Origin of the sequence: Lysobacter alkalisoli (assembly GCF_006547045.1) — a bacterium.
Lineage (GTDB): Bacteria > Pseudomonadota > Gammaproteobacteria > Xanthomonadales > Xanthomonadaceae > Marilutibacter > Marilutibacter alkalisoli.
The window spans coordinates 3,024,802-3,043,188 of record NZ_CP041242.1 but is presented as its reverse complement, the minus strand read 5'-3'; the positions used below and the strand labels follow the sequence as shown (position 1 = coordinate 3,043,188).

General features: G+C 68.0%; 18 protein-coding genes and 1 riboswitch. Of the genes, 13 read left to right on the top strand and 5 right to left on the bottom strand.

Features of this window, described 5'->3' with window-relative positions; translation table 11 throughout:
- Positions 1–30: 30 nt before the first annotated feature.
- Complete coding sequence (gene ettA / locus FKV23_RS13465) at positions 31–1,698, bottom strand: energy-dependent translational throttle protein EttA (protein WP_141624312.1); 1,668 nt, start codon at positions 1,696–1,698, stop codon at positions 31–33.
- Positions 1,699–2,049: 351 nt separating this feature from the next.
- Here ettA and glyA point away from each other — a divergent pair, with 351 nt between their 5' ends.
- From glyA to FKV23_RS13400, 13 genes are all read left to right on the top strand, one after another.
- On the top strand, positions 2,050–3,318 hold the full coding sequence (glyA, locus tag FKV23_RS13460) for a serine hydroxymethyltransferase (RefSeq protein ID WP_141624311.1): 1,269 nt from the start codon (positions 2,050–2,052) through the stop codon (positions 3,316–3,318).
- A complete protein-coding gene (locus FKV23_RS13455) occupies positions 3,318–3,743 on the top strand; it encodes a hypothetical protein (RefSeq protein ID WP_141624310.1) in 426 nt (141 codons plus the stop codon). Before glyA ends, FKV23_RS13455 begins: the two co-directional genes overlap by 1 nt.
- Positions 3,744–3,825: 82 nt before the next feature.
- Positions 3,826–4,377, top strand: coding sequence for a transcriptional regulator NrdR (gene nrdR, locus FKV23_RS13450; RefSeq protein ID WP_141624309.1), 552 nt, complete (start codon positions 3,826–3,828; stop codon positions 4,375–4,377).
- Positions 4,374–5,483, top strand: a complete 1,110-nt coding sequence (gene ribD / locus FKV23_RS13445; RefSeq protein WP_141624308.1) for a bifunctional diaminohydroxyphosphoribosylaminopyrimidine deaminase/5-amino-6-(5-phosphoribosylamino)uracil reductase RibD — start codon at positions 4,374–4,376, stop codon at positions 5,481–5,483. Before nrdR ends, ribD begins: the two co-directional genes overlap by 4 nt.
- A gap of 5 nt (positions 5,484–5,488) precedes the next feature.
- Positions 5,489–6,262, top strand: a complete 774-nt coding sequence (locus FKV23_RS13440; RefSeq protein ID WP_141624307.1) for a class I SAM-dependent methyltransferase — start codon at positions 5,489–5,491, stop codon at positions 6,260–6,262.
- A gap of 607 nt (positions 6,263–6,869) precedes the next feature.
- Positions 6,870–7,086, top strand: a riboswitch (FMN riboswitch).
- Between the two features lie 207 nt (positions 7,087–7,293).
- Positions 7,294–7,908 (top strand): riboflavin synthase, encoded by a 615-nt coding sequence (locus tag FKV23_RS13435; protein WP_141624306.1) that lies wholly within the window; start codon positions 7,294–7,296, stop codon positions 7,906–7,908.
- Positions 7,909–8,025: 117 nt separating this feature from the next.
- Positions 8,026–9,162, top strand: a complete 1,137-nt coding sequence (ribB, locus tag FKV23_RS13430) for a 3,4-dihydroxy-2-butanone-4-phosphate synthase (protein ID WP_141624305.1) — start codon at positions 8,026–8,028, stop codon at positions 9,160–9,162.
- A gap of 63 nt (positions 9,163–9,225) precedes the next feature.
- Positions 9,226–9,759: a 6,7-dimethyl-8-ribityllumazine synthase gene (gene ribH, locus FKV23_RS13425; RefSeq protein WP_141624304.1), complete on the top strand. Its 534-nt coding sequence runs from the start codon at positions 9,226–9,228 to the stop codon at positions 9,757–9,759.
- The gene (nusB, locus tag FKV23_RS13420) at positions 9,756–10,217 is read left to right on the top strand and encodes a transcription antitermination factor NusB (RefSeq protein WP_141624303.1); all 462 of its coding nucleotides are present in this window, start codon (positions 9,756–9,758) and stop codon (positions 10,215–10,217) included. The genes ribH and nusB overlap by 4 nt, the downstream gene beginning before the upstream one ends.
- Before the next feature lie 118 nt (positions 10,218–10,335).
- The gene (gene thiL, locus FKV23_RS13415) at positions 10,336–11,289 is read left to right on the top strand and encodes a thiamine-phosphate kinase (protein WP_141624302.1); all 954 of its coding nucleotides are present in this window, start codon (positions 10,336–10,338) and stop codon (positions 11,287–11,289) included.
- 139 nt (positions 11,290–11,428) lie between these two features.
- On the top strand, positions 11,429–12,280 hold the full coding sequence (locus FKV23_RS13410; RefSeq protein WP_141624301.1) for an N-formylglutamate amidohydrolase: 852 nt from the start codon (positions 11,429–11,431) through the stop codon (positions 12,278–12,280).
- A complete protein-coding gene (locus tag FKV23_RS13405; RefSeq protein ID WP_167285239.1) occupies positions 12,271–13,479 on the top strand; it encodes a flavohemoglobin expression-modulating QEGLA motif protein in 1,209 nt (402 codons plus the stop codon). The genes FKV23_RS13410 and FKV23_RS13405 overlap by 10 nt, the downstream gene beginning before the upstream one ends.
- Positions 13,476–14,564, top strand: coding sequence for an ATP-grasp domain-containing protein (locus tag FKV23_RS13400; protein ID WP_208543170.1), 1,089 nt, complete (start codon positions 13,476–13,478; stop codon positions 14,562–14,564). Before FKV23_RS13405 ends, FKV23_RS13400 begins: the two co-directional genes overlap by 4 nt.
- On the opposite strand, the gene FKV23_RS13395 is transcribed toward FKV23_RS13400, so the two are convergent.
- Genes FKV23_RS13395 through FKV23_RS13380 form a run of 4 tightly spaced genes read right to left on the bottom strand, consistent with a single transcriptional unit; the run spans position 14,565 to position 18,368 of the window.
- Positions 14,565–15,158, bottom strand: a complete 594-nt coding sequence (locus FKV23_RS13395) for a uracil-DNA glycosylase family protein (RefSeq protein WP_141624299.1) — start codon at positions 15,156–15,158, stop codon at positions 14,565–14,567.
- On the bottom strand, positions 15,155–16,537 hold the full coding sequence (locus FKV23_RS13390; protein ID WP_141624298.1) for an FAD-binding oxidoreductase: 1,383 nt from the start codon (positions 16,535–16,537) through the stop codon (positions 15,155–15,157). Before FKV23_RS13390 ends, FKV23_RS13395 begins: the two co-directional genes overlap by 4 nt.
- Positions 16,538–16,585: 48 nt before the next feature.
- Positions 16,586–16,954, bottom strand: a complete 369-nt coding sequence (locus FKV23_RS13385) for a YraN family protein (RefSeq protein ID WP_141625203.1) — start codon at positions 16,952–16,954, stop codon at positions 16,586–16,588.
- Positions 16,955–16,961: 7 nt separating this feature from the next.
- Positions 16,962–18,368: a penicillin-binding protein activator gene (locus tag FKV23_RS13380; RefSeq protein WP_244244008.1), complete on the bottom strand. Its 1,407-nt coding sequence runs from the start codon at positions 18,366–18,368 to the stop codon at positions 16,962–16,964.
- Positions 18,369–18,387 lie beyond the last annotated feature (19 nt).

The window sequence follows — 18,387 nt, the reverse complement described above, 5'->3', positions numbered from 1 at the left end:
GTGGCCACGGCGCGGCCACGGGCCAGATCGTCACTTCAACGCCTTGAACCGCAACCGGTGCGGCTTGGCGCCTTCCTCGCCGAGGCGGCGCTTCTTGTCTTCCTCGTACTCGCGGTAGTTGCCCTGGAAGAACTCCACGTGGCTGTCGCCCTCGAAGGCGAGGATGTGGGTGGCGATGCGGTCCAGGAACCAGCGGTCATGCGAGATGACGAAGGTGTTGCCCGGGAACTCCAGCAGCGCGTCTTCCAGCGCACGCAGGGTCTCGATGTCGAGGTCGTTGGACGGCTCGTCGAGCAGCAGCACGTTGCCGCCCTGCAACAGGGTCTTGGCCATGTGCAGGCGGCCGCGCTCGCCGCCCGACAGGGTGCCGACCATCTTCTGCTGGTCCTGGCCCTTGAAGTTGAAGCGGCCGATGTAGGCGCGCGACTGGATCTCGATGCCGTTGATGTTGAGGATGTCGGCGCCGCCGGAGACCTCCTGGAACACGTTGTGGTTGCCTTCCAGCTTCTCGCGGCTCTGGTCGACGTAGGCCAGCTTCACGGTCGGACCGATGTTGATCTGGCCCGAGTCCGGCTTCTCCTGCCCGGTGATCATCTTGAACAGGGTCGACTTGCCGGCGCCGTTGGGACCGATGATGCCGACGATCGCGCCCGGCGGCACGATGATGCTCAGGTCGTCGATCAGCAGGCGGTCGCCGAACTTCTTGCTGACGTTCTTGAACTCGATCACCGAATTGCCGAGGCGCTCGCCCGGCGGAATGAAGATCTCGTTGGTCTCGTTGCGCTTCTGGTAATCGACCGACTGCAGCTCCTCCAGCCGGCCCAGGCGCGCCTTGCCCTTGGAGCGGCCGCCCTTGGCGTTCTGCCGCGACCACTCCAGCTCCTTCTGGATCGCCTTCTGGCGCGCCTTTTCCTGGTTCTCTTCCTGTTTCAGGCGCGCATCCTTCTGCACCAGCCATTCGGTGTAGTTGCCCTTCCACGGGATGCCGCGGCCGCGGTCGAGTTCCAGGATCCATTCGGCGGCGTTGTCGAGGAAGTAGCGGTCATGCGTCACCGCCACCACGGTGCCGGTGTAGCGGGCCAGGAACTGCTCCAGCCATTCGACCGACTCGGCATCCAGGTGGTTGGTCGGCTCGTCGAGCAGCAGCATGTCGGGCTTGGACAGCAGCAGGCGGCACAGCGCGACGCGGCGTTTCTCGCCGCCCGACAGCGGTCCGATCTTCGCGTCCCACGGCGGGATGCGCAGCGCGTCGGCGGCGACCTCCAGTTGCTGCTCCAGCAGGTGCGCGTCGTTGGAGGCGAGGATGGCCTCCAGGCGCTGCTGCTCGGCGGCCAGCTTGTCGAAGTCGGCGCCCTCCTCGGCATAGGCGTCGTAGACCCTGTCCAGCGCAGCCTGTGCCTGCAGCACCTCGCCGACGCCTTCCTCCACCGCCTCGCGGACGGTGTGCTCGGGGTTCAGTTCCGGCTCCTGCGCCAGGTAGCCGACCTTGATGCCCGGCTGCGGGCGCGCCTCGCCCTCGAAGTCGGTGTCCACGCCGGCCATGATCTTCAGTACCGTCGACTTGCCGGCGCCGTTGAGGCCCAGCAGGCCGATCTTGGCGCCCGGGAAGAAGGACAGCGAGATGTCCTTGATGATCTGGCGCTTCGGCGGCACGACCTTGCTGACGCCGTTCATGGTGTAGATGTATTGCGAGGACATTGCGGCTCCTGGACTCCTGCGCACCGCAGGCGGACGGCGGCCGTCTGCGAGGGCAGGGCCGCTGGGGTATGGATGGTTGACCGCGAATTATCCCGTATGGAACAGGCCGACGCCACCCGGAACAGCGCCGGGATTCAGGGAGATACCGATCCTTCCCGGGGGTTTCCGCAAGCCGTGGACGGCTTGCCTTCGGCCGAGCACAGGCGCCTGGCCCGGAAAGGCCGGCCCGGCCGCTTCTCAAGGAACGTGTTCTCGAGGAGCATGTTCTCAAGGAGCAGGTTCTCAAGGAGCATGGATGTTCGCGTAAACTCCGGGGCTTCCGCCCCCGCCATCCAGACACCCGGAGAGCCGATGTTTCCGCGCGACGCCCGAATCGAAGGTTTTGACCCCGAACTGGCCCAGGCCATCGCCGACGAGGCGCAGCGACAGGAAGATCACGTCGAGCTGATCGCCAGCGAGAACTACGCCAGCCCCCGCGTGATGGAGGCCCAGGGCAGCGTGCTGACCAACAAGTACGCCGAGGGCTACCCGGGCAAGCGCTACTACGGCGGCTGCGAGTATGTCGACGTCGCCGAACAATTGGCGATCCACCGGCTCAAGCAGCTGTTCGGCGGCGGCTCCACTGAAAACATGTACGCCAACGTGCAGCCGCATTCGGGCAGCCAGGCCAACCAGGCCGTGTACCTCGCGTTGCTGAATCCCGGCGACACCATCCTCGGCATGAGCCTGGCCCATGGCGGCCACCTGACCCACGGCGCCAAGGTCAACGTCTCCGGCAAGCTGTTCAACGCCATCCAGTACGGCGTCGACGACCAGGGCCTGATCGACTACGACGAGGTCGAGAAACTGGCGCTGGAGCACAAGCCGAAGATGGTCGTGGCCGGCTTCTCGGCCTACTCGCAGAAGATCGACTGGGCGCGTTTCCGAGCCATCGCCGACAAGGTCGGCGCCTATCTGTTCGTCGACATGGCCCACGTTGCAGGCCTGATCGCCGCCGGCGTCTACCCGAACCCGCTGCCGCATGCGCACGTGGTCACCTCGACCACCCACAAGACCCTGCGCGGGCCGCGCGGCGGCATCATCGTCGCCCAGGACCCGTCCGAGGAACTGGTCAAGAAGCTGCAGAGCATCGTCTTCCCGGGCATCCAGGGCGGCCCGCTGATGCACGTGATCGCGGCCAAGGCGGTCGCGTTCAAGGAGGCGCTGGAGCCGGCGTTCACCGCCTACCAGCAGCAGGTGGTCAAGAACGCGCAGGCGATGGCGAAGGTCGTCATCGAGCGCGGCTACAAGATCGTCTCCGGCGGCACCGAGAACCACCTGATGCTGATCGACATGATCGGCAAGGGCGTGACCGGCAAGGCTGCCGAGGCCGCGCTGGGCAAGGCCCACATCACCGTCAACAAGAACGCGGTGCCGAACGACCCGCAGAAGCCGTTCGTGACCTCGGGCCTGCGCATCGGCACCCCGGCGGTGACCACCCGCGGCTACCAGGAAGCCGACTGCATCGAGCTCGCGCACTGGATCTGCGACGTACTCGATGCACCGGAGGACGAAGGCGTGATTGCCGCGGTGCGCGAGAAAGTGACCGAGCAGTGCAGGCGGTTTCCAGTCTACGGTTGATGGAAGACGAAGACACGCGCCAGCGCCTGCTGTATGCCGCGCTGGCGCTGCTGGCTGGTTTGCCCGGGTTGCTGTTCGGTGGCGCAGTGGCCCTGCTTGGGGTGTACGCGGGGTTGGTTGAACCGGGCCGCGGCACCTTGCCGGTGCGAATCGTGCTGTCGGGCTGGGGTCTGGCCGGGTTGGCCGGTGCGCTGGCCTGGCTCTGGCTCAGTGCCGCTTTCCTGATGCAGGGCAAAAGCGGCCTGCGCGGTACGGCATCGGTCTGGTGGTGGCTCCTGCTGGCCGGGGTGCTGACCACGTTGCCGGTGGTTGCGTTGGCCTCGTGGTTGGCTCTGACCCAGGACGGTGAGGCGCTGTCGCTGCTGCTGCTGGGGCCGCCACTGCTGCTGCCGACCGCGCTGCTGTGGCACTGGCGTCGCGCCTGATTTTGCCGGCCTGCCCCTTCTCGGGTACCGTTGCGACGCGGCCGTGACTACGGCATGACGTTCTCCCCCAGCCAGGCACTCCATGCATTGTCCCTTCTGTCAGCACACCGACACCCGCGTGATCGACTCGCGCGTGTCCGACGACGGTGCGACGATCCGCCGTCGCCGCGTCTGTGAGGCTTGCGGGGAGCGTTTCTCGACGCTCGAGACCGTCGAGCTCAAGCTGCCGGCGATCATCAAGAGCGACGGCCGCCGCGAAGCCTTCGATGCCCGCAAGCTGCGTGCCGGCTTCGACCGCGCGCTGCAGAAGCGGCCGGTATCGGAGGAACAGATCGAAGCGGCGGTGCGCGCGGTCGTGCACCAGTTGCGGATGACCACCGAGCGCGAGTTGGCGTCGCTGCGCGTGGGCGAGTTCGTGATGGCCGAGCTGCGCAAGCTCGATCATGTCGCCTACGTGCGCTTCGCCTCGGTGTACCGCGCGTTCGAGGATGTGGCCGACTTCCGTGAGGAGCTCGACCGGCTCGAAAGCGACCATGCTGCGGAAGGTCAATTGCCGCTACTGGGGGAAAAAGTGGGGTCAGAGTCATTTTTTCCCCCGCGGACACAGCGCACCGGCGGCAGCAGGAAAAAATGACTCTGACCCCATTTTCCTTCTCCTCGCTCGATCACCTGTTCATGGCGCATGCCCTGCGCCTGGCCGGGCGCGCCGCATACACCACCAAGCCGAATCCGATGGTCGGCTGTGTGATCGCACACGGCGAGGAGGTCGTCGGCGAGGGTTGGCATCAACGCGCCGGCGAGCCGCACGCCGAGATCCACGCCCTGCAGGCGGCCGGTGAGCGCGCGCGCGGCGCCACCGCCTACGTGACTCTGGAGCCGTGCGCGCATACAGGCCGCACCGGCCCGTGTGCGGACGCGCTGGTCGCAGCCGGTGTGTCGCGGGTGGTGGCGGCGATGCGCGACCCGTTCCCGCAGGTGGCCGGGCAGGGCTTCGAGCGCCTGCGCGCAGCCGGCATCGCGGTCGAATGCGGGCTGGTGGAAACGCAGGCACGCCAGCTCAACCGCGGTTACCTGTCACGGATCGAGCGCGGCCGGCCGTGGGTGAGGGTCAAGCTCGCCACCAGCCTCGACGGCCGCACCGCGCTGGCCAATGGCGAGTCGAAGTGGATCAGTGGCGAGGCCTCGCGGCTGGACGTGCAGCACTGGCGCGCATGCAGTGGCGCGATCCTGACCGGTGCCGGCACCGTGCTGGCCGACGACCCGCAGTTGACCGTACGCCTGGGCGACGACACGCCGTTCGTGCCGCCGCTGCGGGTCGTCCTTGATCCGGGCCTGGCCACGGTCGGTCGTGGCCGTGTGCGCGAGGGCGATGCGCCGACCCTTTATATCCATGCCCCGGACGCGAAGCCCCCGCGGGGGCTGAGCGCACAGGTGGCTTCAGTGCCGGCGCCGGGCGGCCGTTTCGACCTGAACGCGGTGCTGCGCCTGCTGGCCGAGCGCCACCAGGTCAACGAAGTCCAGCTCGAGGCTGGCGCGACCCTCGCCGGCGCCTTTCTGCAAGCCGGCCTGGTGGACGAGCTGCTGCTGTACGTCGCCCCGATCGTGCTCGGCGCCCGGGCGCGGCCTCTGTTCGACGGTCTTGAGATCAACAGCATGGCCGAACGCCTGGACCTGTCGCTGGTCGAATCCCGACAGCTCGGCGCCGACACGAGGCTGCTGCTGAGGCCTTCAGCAGGTTGACCGGCATGGCATCGGAACGGTTCAAGGACCACTTCTCCGGTGTCGCCGACAGCTACGCTGCAGCCCGGCCCGAATACCCCGACGCGCTGTTCGATGCCCTGGCCGGGCTCATCCCGGCCGATGCCCGGGTGTGGGAGCCTGGGTGCGGCAGCGGCCAGGCCACCCGTGGACTCGCCGCCCGCTTCGCCCACGTCCACGCCACCGAACCCAGCGCCGAGCAGCTGGCGCGGCATTGGGCCTGGCCGGGCGGGGGATCGGTCAGTCTCGCGGTCGAGCCGGGTGAGCGCACCGCACTGCCCGATGCCAGCGTGCAGATGGTCGCCGTCGCGCAGGCGCTGCATTGGTTCGACCGGCCGCGTTTCTTCGCCGAATGCGAGCGGGTGCTAGCGGCGGGCGGGATGCTCGCGGCATGGGGTTATGCCGACTTTCTGCCGCCGGAGGGCATGATCGACGCGGTTGCCGCGTTCCGCCGCCAGATCGAACCTCACTGGCCGCCCGAGCGCGCCGATATCGATGCCCGCTACGCCGGTTTCGACTGGCCCTTTCCCATGGTCGCTTCGCCGCTGCCGGCATCGGAGTCGTGGCTGGAAGTCGAATGGTCGCTGGCCCGTTTCCTGCGCTATCTCGCCAGCCAGTCCGCCAGCGCCCGCTGCCTGGCGGAAACCGGCGACGATCCGGTTGCCCGTCACGCCCCGGCGCTGGCGGCCGCCTGGGGCGATCCCGACGAGGTCCGCCCGATCCAGTGGCCGCTGTTCCTGCATCTGCGACGCAAGCCGTAGCTTCGGCTTTCCGCCATGCCTCGCGGAAAATACTCTGCAGGAGCTGCGTAAGCCTTCTCCTAAGCGAGGGGAAGAGTTCGCCTTCAGCGAAGGCGTGGGCGCTGCCGCTTGTGTTCGATTGCCGGTTCTCGCCGCTACTTGGCTGTCCCGACGCGACCTGCCGGCCTTGACGGCGAATGTCCCCCGGCCGCCGCCCGTGGCGGCGGCCTCCTCCTTGATTTCGCCATCAAGGCCGGCAGGCCACGTCGGATCGCGCGGTCACGCTGGAACGCGAAGTAGTCCTCCCCGGCATTCCGCATCTGGAGCCACCGGTCATGTCCGAACGCCGGGGGTGAAGGCCCTTGGGTGCGAAATCAAGGAGGAGGCGCCGGCCCTGGCCGGTGCCGGGGGACATTCGCATCCAAGGGCCTTCGCCCCCGGCGCCCCGGTCATCCAGTGGACCCGGCGCTCTCTCCCCCTGATCGGGAGAAGAACCACCTTTATGAGAAGGCCTCATCGCGCCTTACGCCGCTTCGGCCGGTGGAACGCTGCATCCCCGGCGCGGCCATGGCCCGGGTGCTAGAATCCCCGCGCCGGCAGGTCCGCTGGGCTTGGCTGGTAATACCAACGACGTCTTCAGGGCGGGGTGGAATTCCCCACCGGCGGTAGGCGCGGCATTCGATTCGGATGCCGTGCGAGCCCGCGAGCGCTTCCCGGCATGTTCGATGCAAGCCGGGAAGGTCAGCAGATCCGGTCGAATGCCGGAGCCGACGGTCCAGCCTGTTTTCGACGAACCGGTTCCGGTTCGCCGGAACGGCCCACAGTCCGGATGAAAGAAGACGGCATCGCCCGACGCAGCGGTGATCCGCCTGCGCGTGCCTGCCTCATGCCTTGGGGCGTTTTTCGCTCAATTCCGCGGGAAACGTATCCATGATCGGTGATTCTTGTTCGCAGTTCCTTCCGCAAATGCCCGTGCATCCATGTGCGGGGACTGATGCGGGAGCCTCTTTTCGTCCGGGTATCCGGCATGTCCGAGCGATGGAGGCGCACTGATGTTCACCGGCATCATTGAAGGTGTCGGCCGGCTGGCGTCGGCCGAGCCCATCGGCGGCGACATGCGCCTGGCCATCGAGGCGGGCAGCCTGCCTTTCGAGCAGGTCCGGCTCGGCGAGAGCATCGCCGTCAACGGCGTGTGCCTGACCGTGGTCGCATTCGACACGCACGGCTTCGCCGCGGACGCCTCCAACGAAACCCTCGCCCTGACCACACTCGGCAACCTCGAGCCGGGCACGCCGGTCAATCTGGAGCGCGCGATGCGCCCGACCGACCGCCTCGGCGGCCACCTGGTCAGCGGTCACGTCGACGGCCTCGGCCAGGTGCTGTCGATCGACGCGGATGCACGCGCCCAGCGTTGGCGCTTCGCCGCGCCGCCCGACCTGCTGCGCTACATCGCGAAGAAGGGCTCGATCTGCGTGGATGGCGTCAGCCTGACCGTCAACGAAGTCGACGGTGATGGCTTCGAGGTCGCGTTGGTACCGCACACCGTCGCCAACACCGCCTTCGCCCATACCCGCGTCGGCAGCGCGGTGAACCTCGAGATCGACCAGGTCGCACGTTACGTCGAGCGCTTGTTGGGAGCGGGCCTGCTGCCCGGACGCGACAATTAACCCGACGTCATCCCGGCGAAAGCCGGAATCCATTTCGACTTTTTTCCAGAAGCACTGTTTTTCAGATGCTGGATCCCGGTTTTCGCCGGGATGACGAGAAGTACACCGGAGCCCAACATGCCTTTCGCCCCCATCCCCGAGCTGCTGGAAGAAATCCGCAACGGCCGCATGGTCGTGATCGTCGACGACGAGGACCGCGAGAACGAAGGCGACCTGATCATGGCCGCCGAGCTGGTCAAGCCGTCGGACATCAACTTCATGGTCACCCACGCGCGCGGCCTGGTCTGCCTGTCGCTGACCCGCGAGCGCTGCGCCCAGCTCGGCTTGCCGCCGATGGTGCGCGACAACACCTCGCAGCACCACACCAACTTCACCGTCAGCATCGAGGCGGCCGAGGGCGTGACCACCGGCATCAGCGCCTACGACCGCGCCCACACCGTCCGCACCGCAGTGCGCCCGGATGCGAAGCCGGCCGACCTGCACCAGCCCGGCCACATCTTCCCGTTGCAGGCACAGCCGGGCGGCGTGCTCAACCGCGCCGGACATACCGAGGCCGCGGCCGACCTGGCGATGCTGGCCGGGCTGGAGCCGGCCGGGGTGCTGGTCGAGATCCTCAACCCCGACGGCAGCATGGCGCGGCGCCCGCAACTGGAGCAGTTCGCTGCCGAGCATGGCTTGAAGATCGGTTCGATCGAGGACCTGATCCGCCATCGGCTCGACACCGAGCACACCGTCGAGCGGGTCGACGCACGCCCGATCGAGACCGAGCACGGCGAGTTCCAGCTGGTGACCTACCGTGACCGGCTCAGTCACGTCCTGCATTTCGCCCTGCTGCGCGGCGCACCCGATGCCGTCACCCCGACTCTCGTCCGCGTGCACGTGCACAACCCGTTGGCCGATACGCTGCACTGGCGGCGTCCGGACTTTGGCCCCGCGGTGAGCGACGTGCTGGCGCGGATATCCGCCGAAGGCCGTGGCGCGCTGGTGGTGCTCGGAGGCGATCAGCCGTCGCCCGATGCCCTGCTGCGACGGATCCAGGTCGGGATGCCTGCCGAAAGCGGGCACCACGAAGAGCCGGTCGCCGGTGGTCGCGGCCAGGCTCTCAGCGAATGGCGACGCAACGGCGCAGGCGGCCAGATCCTCGCTGACCTCGGCCTCGGCAAGCTGCGCGTGCTCGGCACTCCGCGCAAGCAGATCGGCCTGGCCGGGTTCGGGCTGGAGGTGGTCGAGTACGTGTCTGGGGATGGTTGCTAGACCCGCTCCCCTCCGAAGCCGCTAAACTGCCCCTCACGCAACACAACTCGAAGCCACCACCCCATGCCCCATATCGAAGGCGATCTGCGCAGCCCCCCGGGCGCGCGCTACGCGATCATCGCCAGCCGCTGGAACCCGCGCATCACCGATACCCTGGTTGCCGGGGCCCGCAAGACATTCACCGGGAACGGCGTTGTCGAAACCGCGATCGACGTGATCCGGGTGCCCGGTGCCTGGGAAATCCCGGTCACCGCCGCCCGCCTGGCCGAGGCCGGTGACCATGCCGCGATCGTCGCCCTGGGTTGCGTGGTGCGTGGCGACACCCGCCATTACGAACAGGTCGCCGATGGCGTTTCCGACGCGCTGATGCGGGTCTCGCTGGACTTTGGCGTGCCGGTCGCCAACGGGGTGCTGGCGGTCGACCGCTTCGAGGACGCCGAGGCCCGCGCCGGTGGCAACCTCGGCAACAAGGGCGAGGAGGCCGCGCTGGTCGCGATCGAGATGGCGCACCTGCTGTCGCAGCTGCCGGAACCCGACGACCTCGACACGTTCATGGATACACTCGTGGAAGGCGACCTGCTGGAGGGGCGTCCGTGAACCGCCGCCGCCCGGACGGGGTCGATCCCATCGCCCGTACCCGTGCCCGTCGCCGCGCGCTGCAGGCGGTCTATGCCTGGCAGATGTCAGGCGCGCCAGTGCGCGAGGTGCTGGCCCAGTTCGCCCATGAACAGGCCCGCGAACACGCCGACCTGGCCTATTTCGAGGATCTGGTGATCGGTGTGGACAAGCACCGCCAGGAACTCGACGAAGCGCTCACCCCGTTCCTCGACCGCACGGTCGAGGAGGTGGATGCGATCGAGCGCGCCGGCCTGCGCATCGCTGCCTACGAGCTGCGCCATCGCCTCGACGTGCCGTATCGCGTGGTCATCAACGAGGCCATCGAGAGCGTCAAGAAGTTTGGCACCGAGCACGGCCACACCTACGTCAATGGTGTGCTCGACCACGCCGCCGCCGAATGGCGTGCCGCCGAGTTCGGTGCTGCGCGTCGCGATTGATGCTGTTCCTCCCGTTTACGGGAGAGGGCAGGGGTGAAGAGACGCGTTTGCGGGCCATTGCTCGTGTGTCGATGAATGTCCGCCGGCTGTACCGGTGGGCCGGAGAGAGGGCAGGCGTTTGGCCGAGTTCGAACTCATCACCCGGATAAGACAGCGCGCCGCGACCCGCGACGACGTGATCCTCGGCATCGGCGACGACGCCGCGCTGCTGCAACCGCCGACCGGGCACCAGCTCGTGGTCGCAATGGACACCCTCAACGCCGGTGTCCACTTCCCGCGTGCTACCGCCGCGGCCGACATCGGCTGGAAAGCGCTGGCGGTCAACCTGTCCGACCTTGCCGCGATGGGCGCCGAACCGGCCTGGTGCACGCTGTCGCTGTCTCTGCCCGAAAGCGATGAAGACTGGCTCGACGGTTTCCTTGACGGCTTCCTCGAACTGGCTGCGCAGCACCGCGTCGCCCTGGTTGGCGGTGACACCACCCGCGGCCCATTGTCGGTCTGCGTGACCGTACATGGCTTCGTGGAGCCCGGTCGTGCGCTGAGGCGCGATGCCGCGCGGGTGGGCGACACGGTCTGGGTCAGCGGCACCCTCGGCGATGCTGCCGCTGCGCTGGCGCTGCTTGAATCCGGAGCAATCCCCGCTGTCGATACGCTGCGCCAGCGCCTCGATCGCCCAACCCCGCGCATCGCACTGGGTCGAGCGTTGTCCGGTCTTGCCCACGCCTGCATCGACGTATCCGATGGCCTGTTGGCCGACCTCGACCACGTCTGCGAGGCCAGCGGCGTCGGCATGCGGATCGCTCTGGACCGGCTGCCGGCTTCGGATGCGCTCGGCACTGCCTGCGATGACGACGCCCGTGCGAGCTTCCAGGCTAGCGGCGGCGATGACTACGAACTCGCGTTTACCGCTCCGACGGCCACAGACGGTGAGATCCTCGCCGCGGCCGCCAACGCCGGCGTTCCGGTATCCCGGGTCGGGGAGGTTGTGGTCGGCGAACGGGTCCGCGCATTTGCTGCCGACGGATGCGAATGGCAGCCGCGGCACCGCGGCCATATCCATTTCGACGGCTGAAGCCGCCGCCCTGCTCCGCACCTCGCGCGGAAGCGTTCGGGGGGCGGGACCGGCATGGGACGTACCCGGCTGGACGTAGTTTGAACGCGGCGTTCAGCCAATCACGGTGCCCTAATACCTGCAGTGGAAGCATCGGCGCATGGACGATAAAGCGCCCGCGACATCGTCGTTCTTCGGCTTGGACGAGCGGCTGGTCCTGCAGCGGCCCAGTGCCGACTGGGACCTGGTCCTGGACGAGGGGCCGGTGGTCGCGACCGCGATCCATGACGGCCATCTGATGCGTCCGTCATTGATCCCGCATCTGGCGATCGACGAGGACCAGCGCCGTCGCGAGGAGGATCCCATGACCGGTGTCCTGGTCTCTGTAGGCGATGTGCGGCTGTGCGTGCGCGCATCGCGCTTCCAGGTTGATCTGAACCGGCCCCGTGAGCGGGCGCTCTCGACCAACCCGGAGGACACCTGGGGGATACGGGTGTGGAAAGGGCCGTTGCCGGAGCAGGAGCTTGCGCTTTCGCTCGCCCTGCACGACCGTTTCTACGCCATGGTGACGGAGCTGGTCGAGCACCTGATCGCCCGTTGGGGCTGTGTCCTGGTCCTGGACATCCACAGTTACAACCATCGCCGCGCCGGTGCCGACGCCCAGCCCGCGATGGCCGGCGGAAATCCCGACATCGACGTGGGTGCGACCACGCTGGACCGCAGCCGCTGGGGCGCTGTCGTCGAGTACATGATCGAAGTGCTCGGCGAGCACCCCGCGGGCGGGCGCCGCCTGGATGTGCGCGAGAACGTGCGTTATCCCGATGGGGGCCATTTCCCGGAATGGCTGTACGCGACCTACGGCGATCGCGTGTGCGCCATCACCCTGGAGTACAAGAAGATCTACATGGACGAGTGGGAGGGACATGCCGACATCGAAGTCATCGAGGATCTCCGCAAGGGGCTCCAGGCCGCCGTGGATGGGGTCCGTCCGGAGTTCACCGCATGTCGCTGAGCGCCGCCCGGCACATCGGATCCGACGTGTGCGGGCTGCCGCCCGTGGCGGCCGGGATCGATGGTGAGCTGGCCGAACTGGATCGGCAGCTGGACTGGCTGCTGGCGCTCTCGCCGGTCGATAACGACGGACTCTGGGAAAGCTTCAGGAGCAGCGGCTACACCCGCGTCGAGCCTCTGCGGTACATCGATCTCGAGATCGACCTGGACGACGCCCGCCAACGTCTCCTCGACCTGCCCATCGACCGCATCGAGTCGCCGCTGCTCGAGGGGCTCCTGTCGGAGAAGCAGCGCGAGCTCGAGCGCCAGGTCGAACTGGTGCGATTACGTGGCACCGACGGCTTCGTGACCGCCAGCCTGGACCTGTTCGGCGGGGTGGATGCCACCTTGCTGGAACTAGCCTGCGACATCCTGCGGGAGGTGCCGCATGGCCGTGCACTGGTAGCGGATGCCGGCATCGACGAAGTCCTTGAGGCGGTCGAGGCCGAGCTGGACTGGTACCGGCAGCGCGCACCCGATTTCCATGCCGACATCGTCGTCGACACCGACATCGGCTCGATGATGATGGTGTCGCACGGGACCTTCTACGTCGACGGTGACATACGCCTGCCGCACGCGCGCATCCAGCCGCTGGTCCAGCATGAGATCGGCACCCATGTGGTGACGCGCTACAACGGCTCGAAGCAGCCGCTGCGCCAGCTGGAAGTCGGGTTGGCTCACTACGACGCGCTGCAGGAAGGGCTGGGGGTGCTGGCCGAGTACCTGGCCGGCTATCTGTCGGGCGACCGCCTGCGGGTGCTGGCCGCGCGTGTGGTCGCCGTCGACATGGCGATCCATGGCGACGGCATCGCGCAGATCTTCGCGTGCCTGCACGAAACGCATGGCCTGCCCACCGACGACGCTTTCGACATCGCGGTGCGTGCCCTGCGCGGCGGCGGATTGACCAAGGATGCGGTGTACCTGAGCGGGCTGTGCGACCTCATCGCCCACCTGCACGCGGGCAATCCCCTGGTCCCCCTGCTGATGGGCAAGTTCGCGCTGTCGCATCGGGTCGTGCTCGACCAGCTGGTCGAACACGGATGGGCGGTGCCGCCCGCGCTCCTGCCCCGTTACTTCGACCATCCCGAGTTCGAGGCGCGGCTGGCGCATTGCCGGGAAACGGGCATCATCGATTTCTACCACCTGGAGCCGCGGTCATGAAGGGTTCGTCCCGCCGGGAGCCGCGCGCTGCGCGCGCCATCAAGCTGGGCTTCGTCATCAACGACATCGCGACGGAGAAGGACAACTACACGACCATCAGGCTGGCCCGGCGCGCGGTCGAGCGTGGGCATTCGGTTGCCCTCATCGGCCTGGGCGGCTTCATCTATGACAGCGACGGTACGGTGCACGCCCATGCGCACGTGCCGAGGCGCACCGATTACCGGGACGACGCTGATTTCCTCGCCGACGTGCAGGCGGCCGACGCGGAGGTTGCGCGGATCTCGGTCGAGGCACTCGACGTGCTGATGCTGCGCAGCGATCCGGCGGACGAAGTCAACGAGCGTCCATGGGCACCCAACAGCGGCTTGCTGTTCGCGCAACTGGCGGCGCTCAGGCACGTGATCGTGCTCAACGACCCGACCCACCTGACCGATGCCTCCAACAAGACCTATTTCCAGCACTTTCCGGAGGTGGTCCGGCCAGTCACCTGCATCACGCTCGATGCCGAGGAGATCAAGGCCTTCATCGCGGCGCATGACGGCCATGGCGTGATCAAGCCGCTGCAGGGCTCCGGTGGCCAGAGCGTATTCGTCGTCACCCCTGACAGCGATGCGAACCTCAACCAGATGATCGACGCCGTCGTCCGCGACGGCTACGCGATCGTCCAGGAGTACCTGCCGGAAGCGCGAAACGGCGACCTCAGGCTGCTCACGCTCAATGGACGGCCGCTGCAGGTCGACGGGAAGTACGCGTGCTTCCGTCGCTACAACGACTCGGGGGACGCCCGCAGCAATGTCACAGCGGGAGGCAAGGTCGAACTGGCCGAACCGGATGCCGACGCCCTGCGCCTTGCCGGTATCGTCGCTCCCAAGCTGATCCGTGATGGCATGTACCTGGCCGGGCTGGACATCGTCGGCGACAAGATGATGGAGATCAACGTCGACACTCCCGGCGGAATCAACATGGCCGAGGAACTTACCGGTGTCGACTTCAGCGGCTACGTGATCGCCGACCTGGAACGAAAGGTCGGCCTGCGCGATCACTACAACCGGACCCTGGGCAACAACGAGTTGGCGACAATGTAGTCAGGGACGGGCGAGCGTGTCGCGGACCCGTTCGCGCAGCGTCGGCAGGACATCGTCCTCGAACCATGGGTTGGCCTTGAACCAGGCCACGTTGCGCGGACTGGGGTGTGGCAGCGGCAGCAGCCCGTCGCCGAGGTGCCTGCGCCAGTCCTTCACCGTGCCGGTCAGCGTCGCCGCGCGACGATCACCCAGGAAGTAGGCCTGCGCATACTGGCCGATCAGCAAGGTCAGTCCGATGCCGGACAGCAGCGGCAGCAGTTCCGGATGCCAGGTCGTGCTGCATTCCGGGCGCGGCGGCGCATCGCCGCCGCCCTTCTTTCCCGGATAGCAGAATCCCATCGGCACGATCGCGATGCGCGATTCGTCGTAGAAGGTATCGGCATCGACCTGCAGCCACTCGCGCAGTCGCCTGCCGCTGGCGTCGTCCCACGGGATGCCGCTGGCATGCACGCGGGCGCCGGGGGCCTGGCCGACGATCAGCAACCGTGCGCTTGAGCTCGCACGCAGTACCGGGCGCGGACCGAGCGGGAGCTGTGCCTCGCAGATCGTACAGGCACGGATATCCTTCAGCAGCCTGTCCAGCTTCCGGCTCATGGTGGCAGCAGCTTGCCGGGGTTGAGGATGCCGTCGGGATCGAACTGCGCCTTGATCGCGCGCATCAGTGCCAATGTCGCCGGGTCGATGGCCCGGGGCATGAAGTCGCGCTTGGCCAGGCCGATGCCATGCTCGCCCGACAGGGTGCCGCCGAGCCGGATCGCCAATTCGAACACCTGTGCCATTGCCGCCTGCGCACGTTCGAGCTGGCTGGTGTCGGCCGGGTCGAACATCAGGTTGACATGCAGGTTGCCGTTGCCGGCATGGCCGAAGCAGACGATCGGCAGGCCGGATTCGGCGGACAGTGCCTGCACACCATCGACCAGGTCGGGGATGCGCGACACCGGCACCACCACGTCTTCGTTGATCTTGCCCGGTGCCAGCGTGCGCAGTGCCGGCGACAGCGCCTTGCGCGCGGCCCACAGGCGCTCGCGCGCGGCATCGTCGGCGGCTTCGTCGAGCGAGACCAGGCCATCGCCGCCGGCCGCACGCATCAGCGCTTCGACGGCATGGGGCAGGGTCTGTGCGTCGCCGTCCGCCTCGATCATCAGCAGCGCGCCGGCCTCGGGCGGCAGGTCGGCGCCGCCGACGTCGCGCGCCAGCCGCACCGCGTGGTGGTCCATGAACTCCAGCATCGACGGCGTCATCGGCTGTGCCATCAATCGGGCGACCGCCTGCGCGGCGGCGGCGACGTCGCGGTAGAGCGCGCGGATCGCGCGCCGCTCGACCGGAGCCGGGACCAGTCGCAGCGTTGCCTCCACGATCAGCGCCAGCGTTCCCTCGCTGCCGACCAGCAGGCGTTGCAGGTCGTAGCCGGTCGAGCCCTTGGTCGTCGCGCTGCCACAGCGGATCAGCTCGCCGGCACCGGTGACCGCGGTCAATGCGAGCACGTTGTCCCGGCTGGCGCCGTACTTCACCGCGCGTGGACCGCCCGCGTTGCAGGCGAAGTTGCCGCCGACCGTGCTGTAGCCGGCGCTGGTCGGGTCCGGTGGCCAGAACAGCCCGTGCGGCACGAGCGCAGCCTGCAGGTCGCCGTTGAGCACGCCCGGCTCGACCACCGCGCAGCGGTCGCCGGGGCGTATGTCGAGGATCCGGTCCATGTGCTCGAACGACACCACCACGCCGCCGGCGACAGGTACCGCGGCACCGGTGGTGTTGGTGCCGCGTCCACGCGCGACGATCGGTACGCGATGGCGGCGGCAGGCACGCACCAGTGCCTGCACCTGTGCGGTGGTCCGTGGCAGCGCGACCGCGTCGGGCATCGCCTCGCGGCGCGAGTTGTCGTAGCCGTAGGTGAACCGCTCGCCCGGGTCGGTCAGCCAGCCGTCTCCGAGCAGGGCGGCGAGTTCGCGATCCAGCGCGGCGGGCAGACCGGTCATTCCGGCATTATCGCGCGGCAACCAGGTAAAGGGTCGTCCGGGATGGCTTCAACAATCATCCGCGCGGAACGCGTCCTTCAACCAGTTCAATCGTGGCGAAGCCGGATCACCGTCAGCCTCGACCACATCGAAGCGGCAGGGCAGATCCGCATAGCGTGAATGACGCATCAGGAACACCTGGGCGGCACGAACCAGCTTGCGCCGCTTGTGCCAGTCGACCGAGGCGGCACCGCCACCGAAGGCCGAGCTGCGGCGGTAACGCACCTCGACGAAGACCAGCGTGTCGCCATCGCGCATGACCAGATCGATCTCGCCCACGCGGCTGTTCGCGTTGGCCGCGACTTCGCTCAGACCGGCGGCACGCAGATGGCCGCGCGCCGCCGCTTCGATCGCGGCGCCACGCGCGCGTCGATCCAGGTCGGTGTCAGCGGCGGTCACCGCCGCCCGGCAGCGGCATCACCACGCCGCTGATGAAGCTGGCCCAGGCTGGCGTGCGCTGCACGTTGCCGAAGCCGTCCACGCGCAAGGTGCCGGTGGCGCCCTGGATCGAGCCATCGACGTTCTTCACCAACCGCTCCATGTAGGCCGACAGCAGCCAGGCGTCATAGCCGAACGCGAACAATCGCGCCGCCGCCCCCCTTGCGGTGGGCAGCAGAGTGGCCGCGTAGCTGGCCGAGGGCAGGCCGGTGATGCTGCCTGAGGTCCAGGCCTCGGTCGGGAAGGCGATGCCGTCGAGCGCGCGGTCCTTTTCGGGGTCGCCGGTGCCGGAGGTGATCTGCGAGGTCGCCACCCGCGGCACGCCGCCCAGCCCGGCCAGGGCCAGTTTCGGAGTCAGCTCGCGCGCGCTGCTGCCACGCACGGCCAGGAATACAGCGTCCACACCGCCCTCGCGGGCGGCGAACGGACCGAGGTCGGCCACGCCTTCGCCGACCACGTCGGTGACGGTGGCGCCGCGTTCGGTCAGCCGGGTGCGGAACGCGTCGACCGCACGGCGCTGGCTGTCGTCGCTGCCGCTCACTACCAGCACGCGCTGGACGCTGCGGGCCAGCAGGTACTCGGCGGCGGCAATGCCTTCGTCTTCCGGCGCCAGTGCGAAGCTCGCATTCCCGGGCGGCGGCGCCTGGGTACCACTGTTGAGCGCCAGCAGCGAGACCGGCATCGAATTGCGCGCGAACAGCGCATCGACGGCGTTGCGTTCGAGCGGGCCGACCACGAAGTCGTTGCCCTCGGTCACCGCGCGGTCGTAGGCCGACAGGGTGCCGGCGGTGGTGCCGGCGGTGTCGTAGAAGTTGACCTCGGGGCGGCGACGGCGCTCGCCGTAGTAGCCGGCCATGAAACCGTCGCGAACCGGCGAGGCCGCGACCGCCATCTGGCCGCTCAACGGCAGCAGGATCGCCAGTTTCACCGGCGGACGGTAGCCGTCGGACTCGGCCGGCGGACGATTGTTGGCGTCGAAGGTCCAGGCAGTGTGGTCGAACGGACGCGGCAGCGGCAGCCCGCGTTCGAGCAGGGCCTGGCCCATGTAGTTGTAGAGCGGATCGCCCGGCGGCAGCGACGCGGCCTCGCGGGCGAGGCTGTCGTCGTCGAGCTGGGCGAGCAGCTGGTGGATGCGGCGCTCGTTGTCGATCCGGGCCTGGCCGGTCAGGACCGTGCCGCTGCGGGCCAGCTCACTGGCCTCGACCATCTGCGGGCTGCCGACCACGGTCGGCTGGGTGCTGGTGCGCGTGCCGATGCCTGCGCAACCGCCCAGCAGCAGCACGGCCAGGGCCGGGGCCGCCAGCAGGCGCCATGTACGGGAAGGGAGGGCACTTATCGGGGGTCGAGAGCTCATCGGCAGAAATCCATTGCGA

Coding starts and splice junctions, on each gene's coding strand:
- ettA (WP_141624312.1), bottom strand. CDS start 1,698: ATGTCCTCGCAATACATCTACACCATGAACGGCGTCAGCAAGGTCGTG.
- glyA (WP_141624311.1), top strand. CDS start 2,050: ATGTTTCCGCGCGACGCCCGAATCGAAGGTTTTGACCCCGAACTGGCC.
- FKV23_RS13455 (WP_141624310.1), top strand. CDS start 3,318: ATGGAAGACGAAGACACGCGCCAGCGCCTGCTGTATGCCGCGCTGGCG.
- nrdR (WP_141624309.1), top strand. CDS start 3,826: ATGCATTGTCCCTTCTGTCAGCACACCGACACCCGCGTGATCGACTCG.
- ribD (WP_141624308.1), top strand. CDS start 4,374: ATGACTCTGACCCCATTTTCCTTCTCCTCGCTCGATCACCTGTTCATG.
- FKV23_RS13440 (WP_141624307.1), top strand. CDS start 5,489: ATGGCATCGGAACGGTTCAAGGACCACTTCTCCGGTGTCGCCGACAGC.
- FKV23_RS13435 (WP_141624306.1), top strand. CDS start 7,294: ATGTTCACCGGCATCATTGAAGGTGTCGGCCGGCTGGCGTCGGCCGAG.
- ribB (WP_141624305.1), top strand. CDS start 8,026: ATGCCTTTCGCCCCCATCCCCGAGCTGCTGGAAGAAATCCGCAACGGC.
- ribH (WP_141624304.1), top strand. CDS start 9,226: ATGCCCCATATCGAAGGCGATCTGCGCAGCCCCCCGGGCGCGCGCTAC.
- FKV23_RS13410 (WP_141624301.1), top strand. CDS start 11,429: ATGGACGATAAAGCGCCCGCGACATCGTCGTTCTTCGGCTTGGACGAG.
- FKV23_RS13405 (WP_167285239.1), top strand. CDS start 12,271: ATGTCGCTGAGCGCCGCCCGGCACATCGGATCCGACGTGTGCGGGCTG.
- FKV23_RS13400 (WP_208543170.1), top strand. CDS start 13,476: ATGAAGGGTTCGTCCCGCCGGGAGCCGCGCGCTGCGCGCGCCATCAAG.
- FKV23_RS13395 (WP_141624299.1), bottom strand. CDS start 15,158: ATGAGCCGGAAGCTGGACAGGCTGCTGAAGGATATCCGTGCCTGTACG.
- FKV23_RS13390 (WP_141624298.1), bottom strand. CDS start 16,537: ATGACCGGTCTGCCCGCCGCGCTGGATCGCGAACTCGCCGCCCTGCTC.
- FKV23_RS13380 (WP_244244008.1), bottom strand. CDS start 18,368: ATGAGCTCTCGACCCCCGATAAGTGCCCTCCCTTCCCGTACATGGCGC.